20 protein-coding genes are annotated in these 21,299 nt (G+C 73.1%); 11 read left to right on the top strand and 9 right to left on the bottom strand.

All coding sequences use genetic code 11. The features are described 5' to 3' along the window. Positions 1-161: 161 nt before the first annotated feature. The 3 genes from R2S09_RS25145 (at position 162) to R2S09_RS25135 (ending at position 3,479) form a co-directional block, all read left to right on the top strand. Positions 162-947: an electron transfer flavoprotein subunit beta/FixA family protein gene (locus R2S09_RS25145; protein WP_306190678.1), complete on the top strand. Its 786-nt coding sequence runs from the start codon at positions 162-164 to the stop codon at positions 945-947. 54 nt (positions 948-1,001) lie between these two features. Then, positions 1,002-1,964, top strand: a complete 963-nt coding sequence (locus R2S09_RS25140; RefSeq protein WP_306190677.1) for an electron transfer flavoprotein subunit alpha/FixB family protein — start codon at positions 1,002-1,004, stop codon at positions 1,962-1,964. A 210-nt stretch (positions 1,965-2,174) separates the two neighbouring features. After that, the gene (locus R2S09_RS25135) at positions 2,175-3,479 is read left to right on the top strand and encodes a DUF6986 family protein (RefSeq protein ID WP_316743365.1); all 1,305 of its coding nucleotides are present in this window, start codon (positions 2,175-2,177) and stop codon (positions 3,477-3,479) included. Positions 3,480-3,524: 45 nt separating this feature from the next. Here R2S09_RS25135 and R2S09_RS25130 read toward each other — a convergent pair whose 3' ends face one another. Then, positions 3,525-4,625, bottom strand: a complete 1,101-nt coding sequence (locus R2S09_RS25130) for a LacI family DNA-binding transcriptional regulator (RefSeq protein ID WP_306190675.1) — start codon at positions 4,623-4,625, stop codon at positions 3,525-3,527. Between the two features lie 186 nt (positions 4,626-4,811). Here R2S09_RS25130 and R2S09_RS25125 point away from each other — a divergent pair, with 186 nt between their 5' ends. Continuing rightward, the gene (locus R2S09_RS25125) at positions 4,812-5,765 is read left to right on the top strand and encodes an ROK family protein (RefSeq protein ID WP_316743361.1); all 954 of its coding nucleotides are present in this window, start codon (positions 4,812-4,814) and stop codon (positions 5,763-5,765) included. 120 nt (positions 5,766-5,885) lie between these two features. On the opposite strand, the gene R2S09_RS25120 is transcribed toward R2S09_RS25125, so the two are convergent. Then, entirely contained in the window at positions 5,886-7,928 is a 2,043-nt protein-coding gene (locus tag R2S09_RS25120; protein ID WP_306190673.1) for an NPCBM/NEW2 domain-containing protein, read from the bottom strand. 208 nt (positions 7,929-8,136) lie between these two features. On the opposite strand from R2S09_RS25120, the gene R2S09_RS25115 reads away from it, so the two are divergent. Beyond that, positions 8,137-8,331: a hypothetical protein gene (locus R2S09_RS25115; protein ID WP_306190672.1), complete on the top strand. Its 195-nt coding sequence runs from the start codon at positions 8,137-8,139 to the stop codon at positions 8,329-8,331. 142 nt (positions 8,332-8,473) lie between these two features. Beyond that, positions 8,474-9,523, top strand: a complete 1,050-nt coding sequence (locus tag R2S09_RS25110) for an NUDIX domain-containing protein (RefSeq protein ID WP_316743359.1) — start codon at positions 8,474-8,476, stop codon at positions 9,521-9,523. Positions 9,524-9,572: 49 nt separating this feature from the next. Here the strand turns inward: R2S09_RS25110 and R2S09_RS25105 are convergent, their stop codons facing one another. Then, entirely contained in the window at positions 9,573-10,289 is a 717-nt protein-coding gene (locus R2S09_RS25105) for an MBL fold metallo-hydrolase (RefSeq protein WP_316743357.1), read from the bottom strand. Between the two features lie 99 nt (positions 10,290-10,388). Beyond that, a complete protein-coding gene (locus R2S09_RS25100; RefSeq protein WP_306190669.1) occupies positions 10,389-11,744 on the bottom strand; it encodes a dipeptidase in 1,356 nt (451 codons plus the stop codon). A 216-nt stretch (positions 11,745-11,960) separates the two neighbouring features. Here R2S09_RS25100 and R2S09_RS25095 point away from each other — a divergent pair, with 216 nt between their 5' ends. Then, positions 11,961-13,232: a geranylgeranyl reductase family protein gene (locus tag R2S09_RS25095; protein WP_306190668.1), complete on the top strand. Its 1,272-nt coding sequence runs from the start codon at positions 11,961-11,963 to the stop codon at positions 13,230-13,232. 111 nt (positions 13,233-13,343) lie between these two features. Here the strand turns inward: R2S09_RS25095 and R2S09_RS25090 are convergent, their stop codons facing one another. Next, complete coding sequence (locus tag R2S09_RS25090; protein WP_316743356.1) at positions 13,344-13,793, bottom strand: nitroreductase family deazaflavin-dependent oxidoreductase; 450 nt, start codon at positions 13,791-13,793, stop codon at positions 13,344-13,346. Positions 13,794-13,926: 133 nt separating this feature from the next. Between R2S09_RS25090 and R2S09_RS25085 the strand changes: the two genes are divergently transcribed. The 3 genes from R2S09_RS25085 (at position 13,927) to R2S09_RS25075 (ending at position 16,623) form a co-directional block, all read left to right on the top strand. Next, positions 13,927-14,616 (top strand): TetR/AcrR family transcriptional regulator, encoded by a 690-nt coding sequence (locus tag R2S09_RS25085; protein WP_316743355.1) that lies wholly within the window; start codon positions 13,927-13,929, stop codon positions 14,614-14,616. A gap of 112 nt (positions 14,617-14,728) precedes the next feature. Next, positions 14,729-15,961 carry a sensor histidine kinase gene (locus R2S09_RS25080; protein ID WP_306190665.1) on the top strand — a complete coding sequence of 411 codons (1,233 nt, stop codon included), beginning with the start codon at positions 14,729-14,731 and terminating at the stop codon, positions 15,959-15,961. Next, on the top strand, positions 15,958-16,623 hold the full coding sequence (locus tag R2S09_RS25075) for a response regulator transcription factor (protein ID WP_306190664.1): 666 nt from the start codon (positions 15,958-15,960) through the stop codon (positions 16,621-16,623). The genes R2S09_RS25080 and R2S09_RS25075 overlap by 4 nt, the downstream gene beginning before the upstream one ends. A gap of 122 nt (positions 16,624-16,745) precedes the next feature. Here the strand turns inward: R2S09_RS25075 and R2S09_RS25070 are convergent, their stop codons facing one another. The 3 genes from R2S09_RS25070 to R2S09_RS25060 all read right to left on the bottom strand — a co-directional run bounded on the left by R2S09_RS25070 (position 16,746) and on the right by R2S09_RS25060 (position 19,787). Next, complete coding sequence (locus R2S09_RS25070; protein WP_306190663.1) at positions 16,746-17,501, bottom strand: maleylpyruvate isomerase family mycothiol-dependent enzyme; 756 nt, start codon at positions 17,499-17,501, stop codon at positions 16,746-16,748. Between the two features lie 108 nt (positions 17,502-17,609). Continuing rightward, positions 17,610-18,815, bottom strand: coding sequence for an MFS transporter (locus R2S09_RS25065; RefSeq protein WP_316743353.1), 1,206 nt, complete (start codon positions 18,813-18,815; stop codon positions 17,610-17,612). 390 nt (positions 18,816-19,205) lie between these two features. Continuing rightward, positions 19,206-19,787, bottom strand: coding sequence for a hypothetical protein (locus R2S09_RS25060; RefSeq protein WP_316743352.1), 582 nt, complete (start codon positions 19,785-19,787; stop codon positions 19,206-19,208). Between the two features lie 220 nt (positions 19,788-20,007). Between R2S09_RS25060 and R2S09_RS25055 the strand changes: the two genes are divergently transcribed. Continuing rightward, positions 20,008-20,388: a luciferase family protein gene (locus R2S09_RS25055; RefSeq protein WP_316743351.1), complete on the top strand. Its 381-nt coding sequence runs from the start codon at positions 20,008-20,010 to the stop codon at positions 20,386-20,388. 28 nt (positions 20,389-20,416) lie between these two features. On the opposite strand, the gene R2S09_RS25050 is transcribed toward R2S09_RS25055, so the two are convergent. Further along, positions 20,417-21,196, bottom strand: a complete 780-nt coding sequence (locus R2S09_RS25050) for a DeoR/GlpR family DNA-binding transcription regulator (RefSeq protein WP_306190659.1) — start codon at positions 21,194-21,196, stop codon at positions 20,417-20,419. Positions 21,197-21,299: the final 103 nt, after the last annotated feature.

Below are 21,299 nucleotides of genomic sequence, written 5' to 3'. Positions count from 1 at the left end.
CACAGTTCAAAGCGCTTGCTTAGCGGGCATGAAGTGGGTGTACTGACGAGTAATGTCCCGGCCGGGACGCGGGGTCGCCCCGACCGGGATCGGCCGCTTCAGGCGCCTATGCTGCCTGCAAGAAGGCAGCCCTGAAATGACGATGCAGTAGGAGAGCCGGCGTGAGCTTGAGGATCGTTGTCACTGTGAAGTACGTGCCCGACGCCACTGGCGACCGGCACTTCGCCGATGACCTGACCGTCGACCGGGACGACGTGGACGGTCTGCTCTCCGAGCTGGACGAGTACGCCGTCGAGCAGGCGCTGCAGATCGCCGAGGACGCCGACGACGCCGAGGTGACCGTGCTGACGGTGGGTCCGGAGGACGCCAAGGACGCGCTGCGCAAGGCGCTGTCGATGGGTGCGGACAAGGCGATCCATGTCGAGGACGAGGACCTTCACGGCACCGACGCGATCGGCACCTCCCTGGTGCTGGCCAAGGCGGTCGAGAAGGCCGGCTACGACCTGGTGATCTCCGGCATGGCGTCGACGGACGGCACCATGGGTGTCGTCCCCGCGCTGCTGGCCGAGCGCCTGGGCGTGCCGCAGGTGACCCTGCTGTCCCAGGTGTCGGTCGAGGACGGCACGGTCAAGGGCCGTCGCGACGGGGACGCCGCCTCGGAGCAGCTCGAGGCGCAGCTTCCGGCCGTCATCTCCGTGACCGACCAGTCCGGTGAGGCGCGCTACCCGTCGTTCAAGGGCATCATGGCCGCCAAGAAGAAGCCGGTTCAGTCCTGGGACCTGTCCGACCTGGACATCGACGCGGACGAGGTCGGCCTGGAGAACGCGTACACGGTGGTCGAGTCGGCGGCCGAGCGCCCCGCGCGCACCGCGGGCACGATCGTCAAGGACGAGGGCGAGGGCGGCAAGCAGCTCGCTGAGTTCCTCGCGAGCCAGAAGTTCATCTGAGGCCCGCTCGCTTCCCGCCCCTTCACACTTCGCAAGCAGGAGAGAAGAAGTCCCATGGCTGAAGTCCTCGTCTACGTCGACCACGTGGACGGTGCCGTCCGCAAGCCCACCCTGGAGCTGCTGACCCTGGCCCGCCGCATCGGCGAGCCGGTCGCCGTCGCGCTGGGCAACGGTGCCGCCGACACCGCCGCCACGCTGGCCGAGCACGGCGCGGTGAAGGTCCTCACCCACGACGCCGCCGAGTACGCCGAGTACCTGGTGGTGCCGAAGGTGGACGCGCTGCAGGCCGCGGTCGCCGTCGTGTCCCCGGCCGCCGTGCTGGTGCCGTCCTCCGCGGAGGGCAAGGAGATCGCCGCCCGCCTCGCGCTGCGCATCGGTTCGGGCATCATCACCGACGCCGTCGACCTGGAGGCCGGCGACTCCGGTCCGGTGGCCACCCAGTCGGTGTTCGCCGCGTCCTTCACCACCAAGTCCCGTGTCTCCAAGGGCACGCCGGTCATCACGGTCAAGCCCAACAGCGCTGCCGTGGAGGCCGCTCCGGCCGCCGGTGCGGTCGAGGCCCTGAGCGTGACGTTCTCCGACCAGGCCACCGGCACCAAGGTCACGGGTCGCACCGCGCGTGAGTCGACGGGCCGTCCGGAGCTGACCGAGGCCGCGATCGTGGTCTCCGGCGGCCGTGGCGTCAACGGCGCGGAGAACTTCGCGATCATCGAGGCGCTCGCCGACTCCCTGGGCGCGGCCGTCGGTGCTTCGCGTGCCGCGGTGGACGCGGGCTGGTACCCGCACACCAACCAGGTCGGCCAGACCGGCAAGAGCGTCTCCCCGCAGCTGTACATCGCCAACGGCATCTCCGGTGCCATCCAGCACCGCGCCGGCATGCAGACCTCGAAGACGATCGTGGCGGTCAACAAGGACCCGGAGGCCCCGATCTTCGACCTGGTCGACTACGGCGTCGTCGGCGACCTGTTCGAGGTCGTCCCGCAGTTGACCGAGGAGATCAAGGCGCGCAAGGGCTGAGCCCCGCCCGCCGCATCGGCCGGCTCGGAGCCGAGTCGCTACGAGGCCCCCGTGACCCCCGCGGTCACGGGGGCCTCCGCGTGCTCGGGTTGTCCCCGGGCTGCCGATGGCCCAGGCTGCGGACAGGTGTTGACCCCACGGAAGATCCATGGATAACTTCACTCTACGGATTGTTGATTCCGTAGAGTGGAATAACAGGAGGGTGTGGGAATGGGTCAGGGCCAGCAGGAGCAGGTGGCGACGAGCCTGGCGGGCGCCGTCAGCGAGGAGATCAGCACCTCCCTCGCGCCGGTCGACGCCGAGCTGGAGCGCCGCTACCCGGGCGACCCGGGGACCCGCCAGCCCGTCCACACCGTCTACGTACCCGGTGACGTCTTCGCCGCCGACACCATCCGCTCCTGGGGCGAGAAGGCCCTTGCCGCCCTCGACGAACACGCCCCCGATGCCGCCGCCTTCGCCCGCGTGCTGGGGCTGAGCGACGAACTCGCCGAGCCGGTCTACTCACGCGTCCGAGCCAAGCTGGAACGCGAGCCGATCGAAGACCTGCGCATCGACTTCGAGGACGGCTACGGGCCCCGCCCCGACGCCGAGGAGGACCAGGCAGCCGCCCGCGCGGCCCGGCTGGTCGCCGAGGCCTACGCGAAGGACACGGCGGCGCCCTACATGGGCATCCGCATGAAGTGCATGGAGGCGCCGGTGCGCGGCCGGGGCATCCGCACCCTCGACGTGTTCCTCACCGGCCTGATGGAGGCCGGCGGCCTGCCCGGCGGGCTGGTCCTGACGCTGCCCAAGGTGACCTACCCCGAGCAGGTCACCGCGATGGTGCGGCTCCTGGAGGCCTTCGAGAAGACCCACGGGCTTCGGCCGGGCCGCCTCGGCTTCGAGATCCAGATCGAGACCAGCCAGTCCATCCTCGCCGCCGACGGCACCGCCACCGTCGCCCGTATGATCCAGGCCGCCGGAGGCCGGGCCACGGGCCTGCACTACGGCACCTTCGACTACAGCGCCTGCCTCGGCGTCTCGGCCGCCTACCAGGCCGGCGACCATCCGGCCGCCGACCACGCCAAGGCCGTCATGCAGGTCGCCGCGGCCGGCACGGGCGTACGCGTCTCGGACGGCTCCACCAACGTCCTGCCCGTCGGCCCGACCGAGAAGGTGCACGACGCCTGGCGGCTGCACTACGGCCTCACCCGCCGTGCCCTGGCCCGCGCCTACTACCAGGGCTGGGACATGCACCCCGGCCACATCCCCACCCGGTACGCGGCCGTGTTCGCCTTCTACCGCGAGGGGTTCGAGCAGGCGGCGGCCCGTCTGTCCCGCTATGCCAGCCGCACCGGCGGCGACGTGATGGACGAGCCCGCCACCGCCAAGGCGCTCAGCGGCTACCTGCTGCGCGGCCTGGACTGCGGCGCCCTCGACATCGCCGAGGTGGCCCGCCTCACCGGCCTGACCCGGGCCGGTCTGGAGGGCTTCGCCGCCCCGCGCCGCGGTGACCTCACGGCCTCCGCCCAGTAGCAGGGGGCGGACGCCGTGCGTGTCGTGCCATGCGCCGGCGTCCGCTCAGTCCGAGGGCGGCAGCTCACCCGATCCCCGTGTGACCAGCCGGGTCGGCAGCTCGATGCGTTCGGGGGTGAGAAGGGCGCCGTCCAGCTGGCGGAAGAGGCGTTCTGCGGCGGTGCGCCCGAGCGCCGCCGCGTCCTGGGCGACGACGGTGACGCCCGGCTGGAGCAGGTCGGCCAGCTCGATGTCGTCGAAACCGACGAGGGCGACCGGACGGGGCAGCCCGGCCAGGACGCGGATCACCGTGACCGTCACCCGGTTGTTGCCCGCGAAGACGGCCGTGACCGGCTCCGGCCCGGTCAGCATGGCCTCGGCGGCCCGGCGCACCCGCTCCGGATCGGTGACGCCCAGCGACATCCAGGAGTCCGCCACGGGTATCCCCGCGTCCTCCATCGCCGCCCGGTAGCCGCGCAGACGTTCGGCGGCGGTGTGGATCCGGGGCATGTCGCCGATGAAGCCGATCCTGCGGTGGCCGTGCGCGATCAGGTGCGCCACGCCGTCGCGGGCACCGCCGAAGTTGTCCGACAGCACGACGTCGGCGTCGATGCGGCCCGCCGGGCGGTCCACGAACACCGTCGCCACGCCCGCCCTGATCTCCGGCTCCAGGTACCGGTGGTCGTCACCGGCCGGGATCACGACCAGCCCGTCCACCCGGCGCGCGCACAGCGCGAGCGCCAGCTCCTGCTCGCGGTCCGGGTCCTCCGCGCTGGAGCCGTTGATCAGCAGGGCCCCGTGTGCCCGGGCGACCTCCTCGACCGCGCGGCTCAGCGGCCCGTAGAACGGGTCGGCGAGGTCCTCCAGGATCAGCCCGATGCTCGCCGTACGGCCCTTGCGCAGCACCCGTGCGCTGTCGTTGCGGCGGAAGCCGAGGGCCTCGATGGCCTCCTGGACGCGCCGCTCGGTGTCCGGGGTGACGCCGGGCTCGCCGTTGACCACGCGGGAGACGGTCTTCAGACCGACGCCGGCCCGGGCCGCCACGTCCTTCATCGTCGGACGGTTGCCGTAGCGGGTGCCGGACGGGCGGTCCCGGAGGCGGTCGGCCGGGCGGTCTGCTCGGGGGGCGGTCTCTGGCACGATGCGGCGTCCTGTCCTGTCGTCCACGGAGCGGGCGGTTCGATCCCGGGGGTGCGGTGCGTATGAGGATGTGGCGTCGAGCATAGAGCCTGGACAACGTTGTCATCAGCGAGAGAGACTGTTCACCGCATACTCCGGCCTGCGCCCCCACCGCGAGACCGGGCTGCGCGCACCTCTTGGTTCCTTCATGGTTGACGGGGAGATCTGACTCAGATGCACACCGACCTCGTGGCGGCGCTCGACATCGGCGGCACCAAGATTGCCGGAGCGCTGGTGGACGGCCACGGCAGCATCCTGGCGCGCGCGCAGCGTGCCACGCCCGCGCAGGAGGACGGCGACACCGTGATGCGGGCCGTGGAGGACGTGCTGGCGGAACTGGCCGCGACGCCGCTGTGGGGGAGGGCCGCGGCCCTCGGCATCGGCAGCGCGGGCCCGGTGGACGCCTCCGCCGGCACGGTCAGCCCCGTCAACGTGCCGGGCTGGCGCGACTACCCGCTCGTCGAGCGGGCCCGGGCCGCGACGGGAGGGCTGCCCGTGGCGCTGATCGGTGACGGCGTGGCCATCACGGCGGCCGAACACTGGCAGGGCGCGGCCCGCGGCCATGACAACGCGCTGTGCATGGTGGTCTCCACCGGAGTGGGCGGCGGCCTGGTCCTGGGCGGCCGGCTGCATCCCGGGCCGACGGGCAACGCCGGCCACATCGGCCACATCAGCGTCGACCTGGACGGCGACCCGTGCCCGTGCGGCTCACGCGGCTGCGTCGAGCGCATCGCCAGCGGCCCGAACATCGCCCGCCGGGCGCTCGAGAACGGCTGGCGCCCGGGCCCCGACAGTGACACCTCGGCCGCCGCGGTGGCCGCCGCCGCGCGCGCCGGGAACCCGGTGGCCGTGGCGTCCTTCGAGCGTGCCGCCCGGGCCCTGGCCGCGGGCATCGCCGCGACCGCGACCCTCGTCGAGATCGACATCGCGGTGATAGGCGGGGGAGTGGGCAAGGCGGGCGACGTGCTCCTCGTCCCGCTGCGCCAGGCCCTCACCGACTACGCGACCCTCTCCTTCGTCCGGCACCTGACCGTCGTACCGGCCCGCATGGGCACCGACGCCGGCCTGGTGGGAGCCGCAGCGGCGGCCCTGGCGGCGCGGGCGAACGCCACGGCCGCCGGCGTCTGACGGCGACGACCGCCGCGGAGGCCCCGTACGGGACCCGCCCTGCTCGGCCGGGTCCCGTACGCGACGAGTACGCATGCCGGCTGCCGTACGCCGTGAGAACGTACGCCGGCTGAGGGTGCGTCAGCAGCTGAGCTGTGCGTTCGCCCAGTCCGCGTGGTCGGAGTCGATGCCGTCGCCGCCGTCGGTGACGACGAGCCGGACGACCTGTGCGCCGGTGACATCCGCCGTGATCGGCTGGGCGGGCATGGCGTTGGTGAGGACGCCGGTCGAGGCGGCCTTGGTGCCGTCCGCCCAGATCTCGAAGGCGACGGTGCCCTTGGCGCCCTTCTCGTCGTCGACCCCGACGTCCGCGGTGACCTTGGTGCACGCCCCGCCGGCGTAGTACTCCACGGCGCTCTGGGCATGGACGCCGAGTCCCTTGGCGTACACCGCACCGCCGATGGTGATCGGATGGCCGTCGCCGGCGGCGCTCTCGCCGTTGCTGGTGTCGCGCTCCACGGGACCGTAGCCGTTGGTGGCCGACAGCCAGGGGAGGTCACTGAGGTACGAGGCACCGGCGGGCGGCGGCACCACCACGGACGCGCTGAGCGGCAGGGTGCTGTCGACGCGTTCGCCGGTCGGGGAGCGGTGAGTCGCCTTCAGCGTCAGGTCGTACGAGCCCGTGGGTGTGCCGGGCGGCGCCGTGACCGTCCACGCGGTGCGCAGTGCCCTGCCGGTCGGGACGACGGGGGCGGCCGTCGGGGACTGGGCCCGCACCGTCCAGCCGTCCGGGCCGCTCAGCGACACGGTGACGCGGGTGGCCGGTGTCCGGCCCAGGTCGGTGACCGTGGTGGCCAGGCCGGCGGGCTTGCCCGCCTGGATCAGCGGGCTGCCGCTCAGGCCGAGTTCGACGGCGGGCGGGTTCTCGGCCCAGCGCGGGTCCGCCGACACCCGGACGAGGACCGTGCCGTGGGCCGGGACGGTGGCAGAGATCGCGCCGGCGGTGTTGTAGCTGCGGTGCTGCCACAGGTCGCGCAGGGTGTAGGCGTCCGCGTCGGGCAGTCCCACGGCCCGCGCGGTGGTGGCGATGCGCTGCGGGGCGCCGGTCTCGTTGAACAGGGCCACGGCGCGGCTGCCGTCCTTCATCTCCTTGGCGACCACCCAGCGTCCGCCCTCGGAGGAGACGACCGTGCCCTGCTTGCCCAGCGGGTCCTGGTCGACGGCGATGACCTCCTTGTTGCCCAGGATGTCGAAGGTCGCCGGGGTGGCCTTGCGCAGGTCCGAGCCGATGAGGAGCGGCGCGGCCATGACCGACCACATGGAGAAGTGCGTGCGGTACTCGGTGTCGGTCATGCCGCCGTTGCCGACCTCCAGCATGTCCGGGTCGTTCCAGTGGCCGGGACCGGCGTACGGGGCGAGCGGCAGGTTCTGTTTCAGGATCGACAGCATCGAGCCCCAGTTGTCGCTGATGTCACCGGTGGTGCGCCACAGGTGCCCGACGTCCGACGCCCACTCCCAGGGCTTGTTCTGCCCCCACTCGCAGATGCTGTAGACGATGGGCCGGCCGGTCGCCTTGAGGGCGTCCCGCATGGTGGTGTAGCGCTGTCTGGCGTCCACACCCTGGTTGTTGCAGTTGTCGTACTTGAGGTAGTCGACGCCCCAGTCGGCGAACTGCCGGGCGTCGCTGTACTCGTGGCCGAGCGCGCCCGGGAAGCCGGCGCTGTTGCACGTCTTGGTGCCCGCGCTGGTGTAGATGCCGAGCTTGAGCCCCTTGGAGTGCACGTAGTCGGCGACCGCCTTGATCCCGTTCGGGAAGCGGACCGGGTCGGGGACGAGTTTGCCGTCGGCGTCCCGGGCGGGCAGGGCCCAGCAGTCGTCGAGGTTGACGTACTGGTATCCGGCGGCCTTCAGGCCCTTGTCGACGAAGAGGTCGGCGATGCCCTTGACCATGGACTCGTTGAAGTCGGCACGGCAGTGCGTGGAGTTCCAGTTGTTGAAGCCCATCGGCGGGGTGAGGGCGAGCCCGTCGGCGAGGGCGGGCGCCGCCGCGTCTTCGACGGGCGTGGCGCCGGACTGGACGGGGGCCGCGACGGCGGGTACGGCCAGTCCGGCCGTACACAGCAGTCCCGCGGTGAGGGTGCCGAGCACTCTTCGGCGGATCGTGCGCGTGTGCGGGTGGCGCATGGGAGCGTTCCTCCGAACTCGCGAGGACGAGGTGGGCAGTGACGTCATGTTCGCGTCATTGATGCGCGTTTACGTTAGAACCTGTCGGACTCTGTTGGAAGAGGTGCGGCCGATCTGTTCGATACCGTTCAGCGAAGGGTTCATGGCCGGAACGCGCGGCCGCCAACGGGTGCGTGACCTCCGCCGGGCCGGCGCAGTTGAACCGGCCATGAAGAAGCGCAGCATGCTCGCCCTCGCCTCCCTCGCCACCGGCTTCGTGGTGGCAGCCGTCACCCCCTCGCACGCCGCCGGCCGCGACACGCTGGAGGATCTGAACGTCAAGGACACCGTGGGCACGGTGGACCACTTCGTCAGCCAGGACAGCCTCGACCTCGGCGACGGACCCCTGGGGCAGAACGCCTGAGGCCGGCCCGGACACGGAAGGCGGCGCCGGTGCCCCTCGCGGGGTGCCGGCGCCGTGGCGTGTCCGCGCCCTCAACTGGGCCTGGTTTCCGTGACAGGGTGAAGCGGGCAAGCCACAGGGGGCCAACAGAAGAGGGGGACCTGTGACCGTCGTCTGGATCAACGGCTCGTTCGGTGCGGGGAAGACGACCACCGCACGGGAACTGATCGACCTGATCCCGAACAGCACGCTCTTCGACCCCGAGATCATCGGCGGCCTGCTCACGCGCCACCTCCTGCCGCCCAAGCACCTCGCCGAGGTCGGCGACTTCCAGGACCTGCCGATCTGGCGCCGGCTGGTGATCGACACCGCGGCGGCGATGCTCGCCGAACTGGGCGGCACCCTCGTGGTTCCCATGACCCTGCTGCGTCAGGAGTACCGCGACGAGATCTTCGGCGGCCTCGCCGCCCGCCGGATCGGCGTCCGGCACGTCCTCCTCGCCCCGGCGGAAACGATCCTGCGGGAGCGGATAGCCGGCCGCGAGGTGCCGCCCGACCTGCCCGACGGCGAGGCACGGACACGCCAGTGGGCCTACGCCCACATCGAGCCCTACCGCGCCGCCCTCGCCTCCTGGCTGGCCGCCGACGCCCACCTCGTCGACACCAGCGCCCTCACCCCGTACGAGACGGCCGTCCGCATCGCCGAGGCCGTCGGCAGCGGCGTCGTACCCGTCTGCGACATCGTGCAGACGCCCGAGCCCACCGCGGAGACCGTCGCCTCCGGCGTGCTCCTCTTCGACGAGCAGGACCGGGTGCTGCTCGTCGACCCCACCTACAAGCCCGGCTGGGAGTTCCCCGGAGGTGTCGTCGAACCCGGCGAGGCCCCGGCCCGCGCGGGAATGCGCGAGGTCGCCGAGGAGACCGGGCTGCGGCTGGACGAGGTGCCCCGGCTGCTCGTCGTCGACTGGGAACGGCCCGCGCCGCCCGCTTTCGGCGGTCTGCGGCTGCTTTTCGACGGCGGACGGCTGGACTCCGCCGCGGCCGGCCGTCTGCTGCTGCCCGGGCCCGAACTGCGCGACTGCCGGTTCGTCACCGAGCAGGAGGCCGCGAGGCTGCTGCCGCCCGTCCGCTACGAACGGCTGCGCTGGGCGCTGCGGGCCCGCGAGCGCGGCGCGGCGGTCTACCTGGAAGCAGGTGTCCCGGTCGGCAGCTGACCCCAGCGGACCCCCAGCGACGCTGCTCGGCGAGGGGCATGCCCCCTTCTCAGCCGGGCGTCCGGTACCGGTCCGCCGATTCCCGCAGTGCCCGGCCGGCCTGTGTGGTCACCGGATCGCCGTGGCCGAAGCAGGCCACCTCCGCGTCGAGCGCGGCGAGCCGCCGGAAGGAGGCGATCGCCTGCGCCCGGTCGAGGTCGAACACGCCGAGCACGACCGCTCCGTCCACCGGCGAGGCGGCGACCGCGTCGCCGGTGAACAGCACACCGTGGGCCGGGAGACGGACGGCGATGCTGCCGTGGGTGTGACCGGGCACGTGGACCACGTGGGCGCCGCCGCCGAAGTCGAGCACGTCGGCGTCGGACAGTTCGGTGACCTGCTTCGGCCGCGGCGGCTCACCCTGGGGCAGCAGCTCGGCGGCCGCCGCGTGGAGGGGCCGCTCCCAGTCCTCGAAGACCGGCGGCGGTCCCGGCACCTCGCCGCGGACGACCGGTGCGTCCAGGCGGTGGGCCAGCACCTCGGCCCCGCACAGCCCGGCCACCTCGGCCGCTCCGCCCGCGTGATCCTCGTGGAAGTGGGTGAGCACGATCCGCCGTACGCCGGCGGGGTCCCGCCCCAGGGCCCTGATCGCCTCGGCGATCGGCGCGCCCGCGCCTCTCGCCCCGGCGTCCACGAGGGTCAGCTCGTCACCGTCGCGCCAGAGGTAGGCCTGTCCCACGGGGAAGCGCAGCAGGTGAAGCCGCGGAAGGAGCTCTAAGACGTCCATGGCACGACCCTAGGGAGGGCCCCCAACCGAGGTCGAGGGCCCTCTGCCGTGGGCAGAGCGGAGTGTCGCTCGGCCGTTCCCGCCGCGGCGCGGGGCGGCTCAGCCCGCCGCGTAGTTGCGCAGGAACAGCGCCTCGGCGACCGACAGCCGCTCGAGTTCCTCGGGGGAGACGCTCTCGTTCACGGCGTGGATCTGCGCCTCGGGCTCGCTCAGGCCGATGAGCAGGATCTCGGCGTGCGGGTAGAGCGCGGCGAGCGTGTTGCACAGCGGGATGGAGCCGCCCTGCCCGGCGTACTGCATCTCCTGGCCCGGGTAGGCGACCGCCATCGCGTCGGCCATCGCCTGGTAGGCGGGGCTCGTGGTGTCGGCGCGGAAGGCCTGGCCCTGGCCGATCTGCTCGGTGTGCACCCGGGCGCCCCACGGCGTGTGCGCCTCCAGGTGGGCCTGGAGCAGCTTGGTCGCCTCGACCGCGTCGACGCCCGGCGGCACCCGCAGGCTGATCAGCGCGCGGGCGCCGGCCTGCACGGACGGTGTGGCGCCGACGACCGGCGGGCAGTCGATGCCGAGGACCGTGACCGCCGGGCGGGCCCAGATACGGTCGGCGACCGTGCCGGAGCCGATCAGCTCCACCCCGTCGAGCACCTTGGCGTCCTTGCGGAACTGCTCCTCGTCGTACTGCAGGCCGTCCCACGCAAAGTCGCCGTCCAGGCCGTCGACCGTCGTCGAGCCGTCCTCGGCGCGCAGCGAGTCCAGGGCGCGGATCAGCGCCGCGAGCGCGTCCGGGGCGGCGCCGCCGAACTGGCCGGAGTGCAGGTTGCCTTCGAGGGTGTCGACCTGGACGCGGACCAGGGTCATGCCGCGCAGGGTCGTGGTGACGGTGGGCAGGCCCACACGGAAGTTGCCGGCGTCGCCGATCACGACGGTGTCGGCCTTCAGGAGCTCGGGGTGCTCCTCGGCGTAGCGCTCCAGGCCGCCGGTGCCCATCTCCTCCGAGCCCTCGGCGATCACCTTGACGCTGACCGGTATGCCGCCGTTCGCCTTCAGGGCGCGCAGCGCGAGCAGGTGCATGATGACCCCGCCCTTGCAGTCGGCGCTGCCGCGTCCGTACCAGCGGCCGTCGCGCTCGGTCAGCTCGAACGGCGGGGTGGCCCAGGCGGCCTCGTCCAGCGGCGGCTGCACGTCGTAGTGGGCGTACAGCAGGACGGTCCTCGCGCCCTCGGGGCCGGGCAGGTAGCCGTACACGGACTGGGTGCCGTCGGGGGTGTCGAGCAGTGCCACGTCGGTGAAACCCTCGGCGCGCAGCGCGTCCGCGACCCAGTTCGCGGCGCCCTCGCTCTCGCTCTTCGGATACTGGTCGAAGTCCGCCACCGACTTGAAGGCCACCAGCTCGGCGAGCTCCGCCTTGGCCCTGGGCATCAGGGAGGCGACGGTCTCGGCGACCGGATTCGACGACATGGGCACGCTCCTTGTGGGTGCGACGGGGTGCCGGTGCGCACCGGGGCGGTGCGTCCGAGCACTTCTGTGTTCGAAGATGATCGTGTCAGGGTAGGCGCGTCCCGGTGGGCGGTGCGCATACGCAGCCGATCCTCCCACAGCGGACCCCGGCGACGGCCGCCGTAGGATGCGGGGGACAGCAGCGGCAGCCGGCTTGATCTGGAGCGGTGGACCATCGTGAGCAGCGAGAACTCTTCGGCGGACGACGTGCGGCGGGTGTGGGACGTCGTCGTGGTGGGCGCGGGACCCGCGGGGGCCTCGGCCGCCTACGCGGCGGCGGTCGCGGGACGGCGCGTGCTGCTGCTGGAGAAGGCGGAGCTGCCGCGCTACAAGACGTGCGGCGGCGGGATCATCGGCCCGTCGCGCGACTCCCTGCCGCCGGGCTTCGAGCTCCCGCTGAAGGACCGGGTGCACGCGGTGACGTTCTCCAGCAACGGCCGCTTCACCCGCACCCGCCGCTCCAAGCAGATGCTGTTCGGGCTGATCAACCGGCCCGAGTTCGACCAGCGGCTGGTCGAGCACGCGCAGAAGGCGGGTGCCGAACTGCGCACCGGCGCGACCGTGGTGCGGGTCGAGCAGCACGGCTCGGCGGTGCCGGACCGGCGCACGGTCGCCGTGGTCCTCCAGGGCGGCGAGACGGTCCTCGCGCGGGCCGTGGTCGGCGCCGACGGCAGCGCCAGCCGCATAGGCGCCCATGTCGGAGTGAAGCTGGACCAGGTGGACCTCGGCCTGGAGGCGGAGATCCCGGTGCCCGACACCGTGGCCGAGGACTGGCGTGGACGGGTCCTGATCGACTGGGGCCCGATCCCGGGCAGTTACGGCTGGGTCTTCCCCAAGGGGGACACGCTGACGGTCGGGGTGATCTCGGCCCGCGGCGAAGGCGCCGCCACCAAGCGGTACCTGGAGGACTTCATCGCCCGCCTGGGCCTCGCCGGTTTCGAGCCGAGCATCTCCTCCGGGCACCTGACCCGCTGCCGCGCCGAGGACTCACCGCTGTCGCGCGGGCGGGTGCTGGTGTGCGGGGACGCGGCCGGGATGCTGGAGCCATGGACGCGCGAGGGCATCTCGTTCGCGCTGCGGTCCGGGCGGCTCGCGGGCGAGTGGGCGGTGCGGATCGCCGAGTCGCACGACGCGGTGGACGCCCGGCGCCAGGCCCTGAACTACGCGTTCGCGATCAAGGCCGGGCTCGGCGTCGAGATGGCCGTCGGCCGGCGGATGCTCGCGGTCTTCGAACGCCGTCCCGGTCTCTTCCACGCGGCCCTGACCGGCTTCCGCCCCGCCTGGAGGGCGTTCAAGGAGATCACCCAGGGCTCGACCTCGCTGGGTGAGCTGGTCCGTACCCACCCCGTCGCCCAGCGCGCCCTGACCGTCATGGACCGGCGGCCCTCGGCGCCGGTCACGCCCGCCGACGAGGACGAGCGGACCGCGCGGGACACGGTCAGTTCGTGAGCGCGGCGATCAGCCCATGACCCTGGCGGCCGGTTCGCGACCCTGGCGGCCGGTTCGTGACCGTGGCGGTTCAGTTCGTGACCGTGGCGGTTCAGTTCGTGACCGTGGGGTTCAGCTCGTGACCGTCAGGCGGAAGACCGGGTGGTTCGGGGCGATGCGGCGCAGTTCGGCCTCGGGGGAGTCGGGGCCGACGCCGTCGAAGAAGATCCCGACCTCGGCCTTCCAGCGCTTGAGGTAGGCGCGCAGCAGCGGCGCCTTGTCGTCGTCGGCGACCTCCGTCGCGGTGAACACCTCGACCCGCTTGCCCAGGCGCAGTTCGCCGCCGCCCGCCGCGCGCATGTTGTGCGTCCACTGGACGTGGCCGCGCGGCGCGAGCAGGTACTGCTGTCCGCCGACGGTCAGCGGGTTCACCGGGGTGGTCCGCCACTCGCCGCTCTTGCGGCCGCGCACCGCCAGGGTCCGGGAGCCCCAGACGCTGATGCCGCGGCGGGCCGTCCAGGCCACCGCGCGGTTGAGGACGTTGACGGTGAACCAGCCGGGCTTGCGGACGTGTGCGGACATGACTTCCTCCCGGAAGCGGAAAGTGTGAGCGGTGCTCTCGCTTTTCCTCAGTGTGGCGCAGATCGGTGCTCCAGAGCAAGAGCGGTGCTCTCTTTTGTGTGCAGTGCTCTGGAAACGTGGAACACTGTCCTCCATGAGCACCGCACGAGGCGCCCGAGCCCGGGCCAGGACGGAGATCACCGCCGCGATCAAGGACGCGGCACGCAGACAGCTCGCCGCGGAGGGCGCGGCGAAGCTCTCGCTGCGTGCCGTCGCCCGCGAACTGGGCATGGTCTCCTCCGCGCTGTACCGGTACTTCCCCAGCCGTGACGACCTGCTCACCGCGCTGATCATCGACGCCTACGACTCGCTGGGCGAGGCCGCGGAGGCCGCGCACCGCACGATCGCCGACGCGGATCCCTTGGCGCGCTGGACCGCCGTGTGCGAGGCGGTGCGCGGCTGGGCCCTCGCCCACCCGCACGAGTACGCCCTCATCTACGGCTCGCCCGTGCCCGGCTACACCGCGCCCGAGACGACCGTCCCGTCGGCGGCCCGTGTCGGCCTCCTCTTCGTCGGCATCACCCGCGAGGCCCACGAACGGACGGAGCTGACCGCGCCCCCGGTCCCCGCCGACCTGCGCGAGGAGGCCGACCGGATGAGAGCCGACCTCGCGCCCGATCTGCCCTGCGAGGTGGTCGCCGCCCTCGTCGCCGCCTGGGCGCAGCTGTTCGGGCTGGTCGGCTTCGAGCTGTTCGGCCAGTTCCACCGGGTGGTGGAGGACCGCGCGCCGTTCTTCCGGCACGCGGCCGTCCGGCTCGCCCACGGGGTGGGCCTGAGGTCCTGACCTCCCCTGCCCGGCCGCCGCGGCACGTCGGCGGCCGTACTTCCCGGGGAGTACGAGTGATCACCTCACCGGGGTGACGCACGGGTGGCGCGGGGCGTCTAGCGTGGCCGTCATGGAAGAGCAGCGCCTGCGCCCGGGCGGTCCACCGCACTGGTGGCGGCACGGGCCCCCGTGGTGGTCCCGCGCCGACGAGGGGGAGACGCCGGGCGCCCACTGGCCCGTCGTCTCCACCGCGCTGTTCACCGCCTTCGTGCTCATCGGCTCCCACTTCTCGGCCCGCAACCAGCACGGCAACCGGGAGGCGCTGGACCCCTACGCGTACGCGCTGCTGTGCGTGGCCTGCGGGCTGCTGCTGTGGCGCAAGCGGCACCCGGTGTTCGTCGCGTACGGCACGGCGGTGGCCACGCTGGCCTACTTCGCCGCCGGATATCCGTACGGCCCGGTGTTCCTGGCCGTCGCCGTGAGCTGCTTCAGCGCCGTCGTCGCCGGGCACCGCAGGGCCGCCTGGGCGTCCGTGGGCCTGCTGTGGGCCGGGCACGCGCTCATCGCGCTCTGGCTCTACCGGTGGCTCCCGCCGCCCGGCGACACCGCCTCCTCCTGGGGGCAGCAACTCGTCATCGCCACCTGGGTGGTGGCCGTCGTCGCCGTCTCCGAACTGGGCCGGGTCCGCCGCGAGCAGTGGGCCAAGGAACGGGCCGAGCGCGCCCAGGCGGCCCGGCGGCGCGCCGACGCCGAACGGCTGCGGATCGCCCGCGAACTCCACGACGTCCTCGCCCACAGCATCTCCGTCATCAATGTGCAGGCCGGCGTCGGCCTCGCGCTCCTGGACACCGACCCGGAGCAGGCGCGCACCGCGCTGACCACCATCAAGGCCGCCAGCAAGGAGGCGCTGGGGGAGGTCCGCCAGGTGCTCGACACCCTGCGCGCCCCCGGCGCCGCCCCGCGCGCCCCGGCGCCCGGCCTGGACCGGCTGCCCGAACTCGTGGACCAGGCGGCGAGCGCCGGCCTCACCGTCGAGGTGGAGGGCTCCCCGCCCCGGCTGCCGCCCGGCACCGACCTCGCCGCCTTCCGCATCGTGCAGGAGGCCCTCACCAACGTCGTACGGCACTCGGGCTCCCGGAACGCGCGCGTGCGCCTCGATCACGACGGCGACACGCTGAGGCTGCGCATCGACGACGACGGCCCGCCGACCGGCGCGGACGCGGGCGGCAGCGGCAACGGCCTGGCCGGGATGCGCGAGCGGGCCGCCGCGCTCGGTGGCACCATCGACGCGGGCCCGCGCCCCGACGGCGGCTGGCGGGTGCTCGCCGTGCTGCCGCTGACGATCAAGGAGGAGAACCGGTGATCCGCGTCACTCTCGCCGACGACCAGTCACTGGTGCGGGCCGGCTTCCGGGCACTGCTCGACGCGCAGCCGGACATCGAGGTCGCCGGGGAGGCAGCCGACGGCGAGGACGCCCTGCGCATGGTGCGCGAACTGCGCCCCGACGTGGTGCTGATGGACATCCGCATGCCGGCGCTGGACGGCCTGGCCGCGACCCGCCGCATCACCGAGGACCCCGGCCTGAAGGACGTCAAGGTGGTCATGCTCACCACCTTCGAACTCGACGAGTACGTCTTCGAGGCGATCCGCTCGGGCGCCTCCGGCTTCCTGGTCAAGGACACCGAACCCGACGAACTCCTGCGCGCGGTACGGGCGGTGGTAGGCGGCGACGCCCTGCTGTCCCCCGGAGTCACCCGAAGGCTGATCGCCGAGTTCGCCGCCCGCTCCAAGGAGCCCGCCACCGCCGACGCCCTCGCCCGGCTCACCGAGCGCGAACGCGAGGTCATGACCCTGGTCGGCATCGGCCTTTCCAACGAGGAGATCGCCCGCCGCCTGGTGGTCAGCCCGCTCACCGCGAAGACCCACGTCAGCCGCACCATGGTGAAGCTCGGCGCCCGTGACCGCGCCCAACTGGTCGTCCTGGCCTACGAGTCGGGGCTCGTCAGGCCCGGCTGGCTGGGCTGAGGCGGCGCACGCCCGCCGCGAGCGGCACACCCGCCTGCCGGACAAGGCGCGGACCCGGACCGAACCCGGACCGAACTCGGACCCGGACCGGGCTCGGACTCCGACCGTCGCCCGGCCCGGACTCAGCCGATCGCCGAGGTCTCCCGCCACAGCGCGACGAGCGAACCGTCGCCCGTCACGTGCGGCACCGGGACCCGGTTCCACAGCGCCAGGTACAGCAGGTCGGCCGGACCGGAGAGTTCGGCGTCGGCGACCGCGGAGGCGTCCCGGACCGTGACCGGCGGCCCGTCCGAGAGCCGTACGGTCCATACCGCGTCCGCGCTGTCGGCCGTGCCCGTGGCGCGCACCCGCAGCACGCGCGGCTCGGGAGTGCGGACCCGGCTCCTGGAACGGGCGTGGAAGCCGCGCAGCAGCTCGTCGATGCCGTCGGCGGCGAACTCGCCGTCGATCGTGGTCGGCGCGGCGCCGCATGCCTGCTCCGCGTCGAAGCGGTGGACGGCCGTCTCGTGCGCCTGCCGCCGGGTCCAGAAGGCCAGCGGCGACGGCGGATCCTGGGGCGCGGGGTGGAACGTCCAGCACTCCACGCCGGCCGGCGCCCCGGCCAGCGTGTCCACGAGCCGCCGGTGGCTGTCCCGGTACCAGGCCACCAGCTCGGCGCCGTCGAGCTCGGGCGGATCCCCCATGGGGCGCGGTGAGGTGTGCCCGTCGGCGACGAAGGCGGCGGCCCACTCGTGCACCGCGCCCGTGTGCCCCAGCAGGTCCCGTACCCGCCAGCCCGGGCACGTCGGCACGACGGTGTCGGTCCCCGCCTCCTCGGCCGCGGCGGCCAGCAGACGGCCCTCCCGATCCAGCGCCTGAAGGAACTCGGCAGTCTTCATGGGGGAATTCTGCCGGACGGACGGCGCCGGTGAGCGCGGAGACTGCCGGGTGAGACACGCCGTACGGCACCGGAGCGGCCTGTGCGGGCGAGCGGGCTCCGCAGTCCGTCACCCGCCGGTCGACCGCCTGGTGGTGAATCCGACCGCCGCGGCGACCGCGGCCAGGGCGGCGACGCTGGTGAGCGCGGCCGGCAGGGAGATCCAGTCGGCCATGAATCCGATCGCCGGGGGGCCGACGAGCATGCCGCCGTAGCCGAGGGTGGAGGCGACCGCGACACCGCTCGGGCCGGCCAGGGCGCCGGCGCGTTCCACGGCGACCGGGAACAGGTTGGCGAGCCCGACCCCGGTGACGGCGAAGCCGAGCAGCGCCGCCCACACCGACGGCGCGAGACAGCCGAGCAGCATGCCGGCCGCGGCGGTGGACCCCCCGGCCACGATCGTGCGGGTGCGGCCCAGCCGCTGGAGGAGGGTGGTCCCGGTCAGTCGCCCGACCGTCATCGCCAGGGCGAAACAGGAGTAGCCGGCCGCCGCGACGCCCGGCGAGGCGCCCAGGTCCTGCTGGAAGTGGAGCGCGCCCCAGTCGGCCATGGCCCCTTCGCCGTACGCCGTGCACAGCGCGATGAGGCCGAGGACGAGAACGACACCGCGGGTACGGCCGTCCAGGCGCCGCGGATGCGGCGGCTCCGTCCGGTCCTGCGCCCGCTCGGCCGGTCGCGGGGACGGCTGCCGCAGGAGCGTGCGCCCGGCGACGGCGGTGACGAGCAGACCGATCACCGTCAGGCACAGCAGATGGCGGGTGGGGGAGAGGTGTCCGGCCACGAATCCGCCGACTCCGGCTCCCACCATGCCGCCGAGGCTGAAGGCCGCGTGGAAGCTCGGCATGATCGGCCGCCGCAACACGGCCACCAGCTCGACGGCCGCGCTGTTGAAGGCGACGTTGATGCCGCCGTACGCGGCACCGAAGACCAGCAGGACCGCGCCCAGCGCCCAGGCGGAGTGGGTCAGCGGGGGCAGGGCGACGCTGAGGGAGAGAAGGACGGCGCAGACGACGGTGACCGGATGGCTGCCGTACCGGCGGCACAGGCGGCCGGTGAGGGTCATGGTGACGACGGCCCCGGCGGACACACCGAGAAGGGCGAGACCGAGCGCCCCGGTGGAGGCGTGGGTCTGGTGCTTGACGGCCGGGATGCGGACCACCCAGCCGGCGAAGACGAAGCCGTCCAGGGCGAAGAAGGCGGTCAGGGCGGCGCGGAGTCGTCTGAGGGCGTGGTCCGGCACGGCGTTGTGCGGACGGACTTTGTTTAGAAGCGGCACAAAGTCAGGCTAGGGAGGTGGCGGGGCGCGGACAAGGGGTGGGGTGGGTTCGGCTGTGGCGGGCCTGACGGTGGAGCGGGCGCGGGGCACGGCGGCTGCCCGGCGCGGAGGCTGCTGGAGTGGCTCGGCGCGCGGGGTGCAGGCGGTCGCCGGGCGTGGACGGTGTCGAGGGGCTCTGCGTGCGGGTGCGGGTGCCGCCGGGCGTGGGCGGTGCTGGAGTGGTTCGGCGCTGGGGGTGCAGGCGGTCGCCGGGCGTGGACGGTGTCGAGGGGCTTTGCGTGCGGGTGCGGGTGCCGCCGGGCGTGGGCGGTGCTGGAGTGGCTCGGCGCGCGGGGTGCAGGCGGCCGCCGGGCGTGGGCGGTGCTGTGAAGAGCGGGGCTGCGGCGGCCGTCAGCCCGTCTTGCGGCCCCACCAGGTGTCCACCCGGGCCCACTCCTCGGCCCACTGGTCGAAGCGGCGGCGGTCGAGCCGGCTCTGGATCAGCTTGGCGCCGCCGATGACGAGGCCCGCCGTGGCCGCGCCCGCCCACAGACCGCTCAGCCCGGACTGGAAGGCGGTGTCGGCCGGGGAGGCGGGCGGCGACGTCAGCGTGCCGTGCCCGTTCGTCCACACCGTGACATGGGAGCCGGGCGTCGCGGAGGCCGGGACCCTGGCCCGGTCCGTGTGCGTCGAGCCGTCCGGTTCGCTCCAGCGCACCGTCCCCCACGCCAGGGCGCTGCTCGTCGGCCGGGCGGAGCCCTGCGCCGCCTCGTGGACGAGGACGGCCGGCACGGGCCGGCTCTGCTCGCGCACCCGTTGCGCGCTGTGCTGCATGGCGCTCGCCGTCAGCAGCCCCGCCAGCAGTCCGCCGGCCAGGGCGAGGGTCCAGGCGACGAGAAGGATCCACGCCTCCACGACATCACTGGTCCGCCTGAGCGGACTGCGCCGCCACCGCCACAGCCAGACTCCCGCACGACGTGTCACCTTCGACACCCCCTCGTGCCCTCCTACGGCCCTTACTCCAAGTGTGCCCCCAGACGCGATCAGAGGCCCCCGGTGCCGGCGGAAATGCGGGTCACCGGAGAACCGGGAGGCGAAGGGAGCCGGAAAGGTTCGGAGTGGAGCGGGCGACGCGCGGCCGCTTTTGGACACGGATCGGTTAAGGCTCGCTCACGCATCGGTTGCCGTGCGGTGAGCGCGCCATGATGGGACCATGACGCTCGCGGCGCGTGCCCTCGCCCAACTGGCCACCTGGCCCGACCTGATGGAAGCGGCCCCGAGCTGCGGCACCGGGCAGGCGCTCAGCTCGGCGTACGGCGAGATCGCTCACTTCCACTCCGGCCGGGACGTCGATCTCCACCTCACCGACCGGGCCGTACGCCGTCTCGCGGGCGACCTGAAGCGCTTCGCCGCCATCCGCGTCGTACCGGGCTCGTCCTGGGTGACCATCCGCCTCGACGCCTCGGCGGACGTCGATCTCGTCCTGTCGCTGACGAGCGTGGCGCTCAAGGCCCACCAGGGCGGTCCCGCAGAGGACCGTGCGGTGCCCTCCGGCTGCAACGACGGCCGCGGTGTGGGCTTCCTGCGCACCTGACGCCGTGCCCTCACCGGCGGGGGCGTCCTCAGACGGTGAGGACCCGGATGCCCGCCTCCTCGAACCGGCGCACCATCTCCTTCCCCGCCGCCGAGTCCGTGACCAGGGTGTCCACCGACTCGGCCGGGCAGATGCGCGCGAAGGCGCGCCCGCCCAGCTTGCTGGAGTCCGCGGCGACGACCACGCGTGCGGCACGCTCGCACAGCAGCCGGTTGATGGCGGCCTCCGCCTCGTCGTTGGCCGCCGCACCGTGGGTGACGTCGAAGGCGACCACGCCGAGGACCGCCACGTCGATCGTGATCTGGCCGAGCACCCCGTCCGCCAGCGGGCCGATGAGCTCGTACGACTGCGGGCGCGCGACCCCACCGGTCACCACGATCTTGAACTGGGGCCGTACGGCGAGCTCGTTGGCGATGTTGAGCGCGTTGGTCACCACCGTCAGGGCCGGAGAGCCGGACGACAGGTCCCCGCGCACCGCCAGCGCGCGGGCCACCTCGGTGGTCGTCGTGCCGCCGGTCAGGCCCACCGCCTCACCGGGCGCCACCAGGTCCGCCACGGCCTTGGCGATCCGCTGCTTCTCGGAGGCGCGGCGGGCGGTCTTGTAGCGCAGGGGCAGCTCGTAGGAGACGCCGTGCACCACCGCGCCGCCCCGGGTGCGGACCAGCATCTGCTGCTCGGCGAGCTGGTCGAAGTCCCGCCGGATCGTCGCGGCGGACACCCGCAGCTCGGCCGCCGCCTCCTCGACCTCCAGCCGGCCGCGCTCGACGAGCAGCTCCAGCAGCGACTTCCACCGGGCATCGCGCGACATCCGCGGCCTCCGTTCCTCGACCCTCCGTGACCCTAGCGCACCCGACTCGGAGGCAAATGCTTGATTCTGTTTGAAAAGCGTGGCTATCTTGCAAGAACAATCA

It is taken from the genome of Streptomyces sp. MK7 (genome assembly GCF_032658145.1).
GTDB lineage: Bacteria > Actinomycetota > Actinomycetes > Streptomycetales > Streptomycetaceae > Streptomyces > Streptomyces spiralis.
This window is presented reverse-complemented; position numbering and strand designations above follow the sequence as displayed.

Excerpts from the sequence above, each read along its gene's own strand:
- R2S09_RS25135 (WP_316743365.1), top strand. The coding sequence starts at position 2,175 with ATGGGTCAGGGCCAGCAGGAGCAGGTGGCGACGAGCCTGGCGGGCGCC.
- R2S09_RS25080 (WP_306190665.1), top strand. The coding sequence starts at position 14,729 with ATGGAAGAGCAGCGCCTGCGCCCGGGCGGTCCACCGCACTGGTGGCGG.
- R2S09_RS25120 (WP_306190673.1), bottom strand. The coding sequence starts at position 7,928 with ATGCGCCACCCGCACACGCGCACGATCCGCCGAAGAGTGCTCGGCACC.
- R2S09_RS25070 (WP_306190663.1), bottom strand. The coding sequence starts at position 17,501 with ATGAAGACTGCCGAGTTCCTTCAGGCGCTGGATCGGGAGGGCCGTCTG.
- R2S09_RS25115 (WP_306190672.1), top strand. The coding sequence starts at position 8,137 with ATGAAGAAGCGCAGCATGCTCGCCCTCGCCTCCCTCGCCACCGGCTTC.
- R2S09_RS25125 (WP_316743361.1), top strand. The coding sequence starts at position 4,812 with ATGCACACCGACCTCGTGGCGGCGCTCGACATCGGCGGCACCAAGATT.
- R2S09_RS25100 (WP_306190669.1), bottom strand. The coding sequence starts at position 11,744 with ATGTCGTCGAATCCGGTCGCCGAGACCGTCGCCTCCCTGATGCCCAGG.
- R2S09_RS25090 (WP_316743356.1), bottom strand. The coding sequence starts at position 13,793 with ATGTCCGCACACGTCCGCAAGCCCGGCTGGTTCACCGTCAACGTCCTC.
- R2S09_RS25140 (WP_306190677.1), top strand. The coding sequence starts at position 1,002 with ATGGCTGAAGTCCTCGTCTACGTCGACCACGTGGACGGTGCCGTCCGC.
- R2S09_RS25105 (WP_316743357.1), bottom strand. The coding sequence starts at position 10,289 with ATGGACGTCTTAGAGCTCCTTCCGCGGCTTCACCTGCTGCGCTTCCCC.
- R2S09_RS25085 (WP_316743355.1), top strand. The coding sequence starts at position 13,927 with ATGAGCACCGCACGAGGCGCCCGAGCCCGGGCCAGGACGGAGATCACC.
- R2S09_RS25050 (WP_306190659.1), bottom strand. The coding sequence starts at position 21,196 with ATGTCGCGCGATGCCCGGTGGAAGTCGCTGCTGGAGCTGCTCGTCGAG.
- R2S09_RS25055 (WP_316743351.1), top strand. The coding sequence starts at position 20,008 with ATGACGCTCGCGGCGCGTGCCCTCGCCCAACTGGCCACCTGGCCCGAC.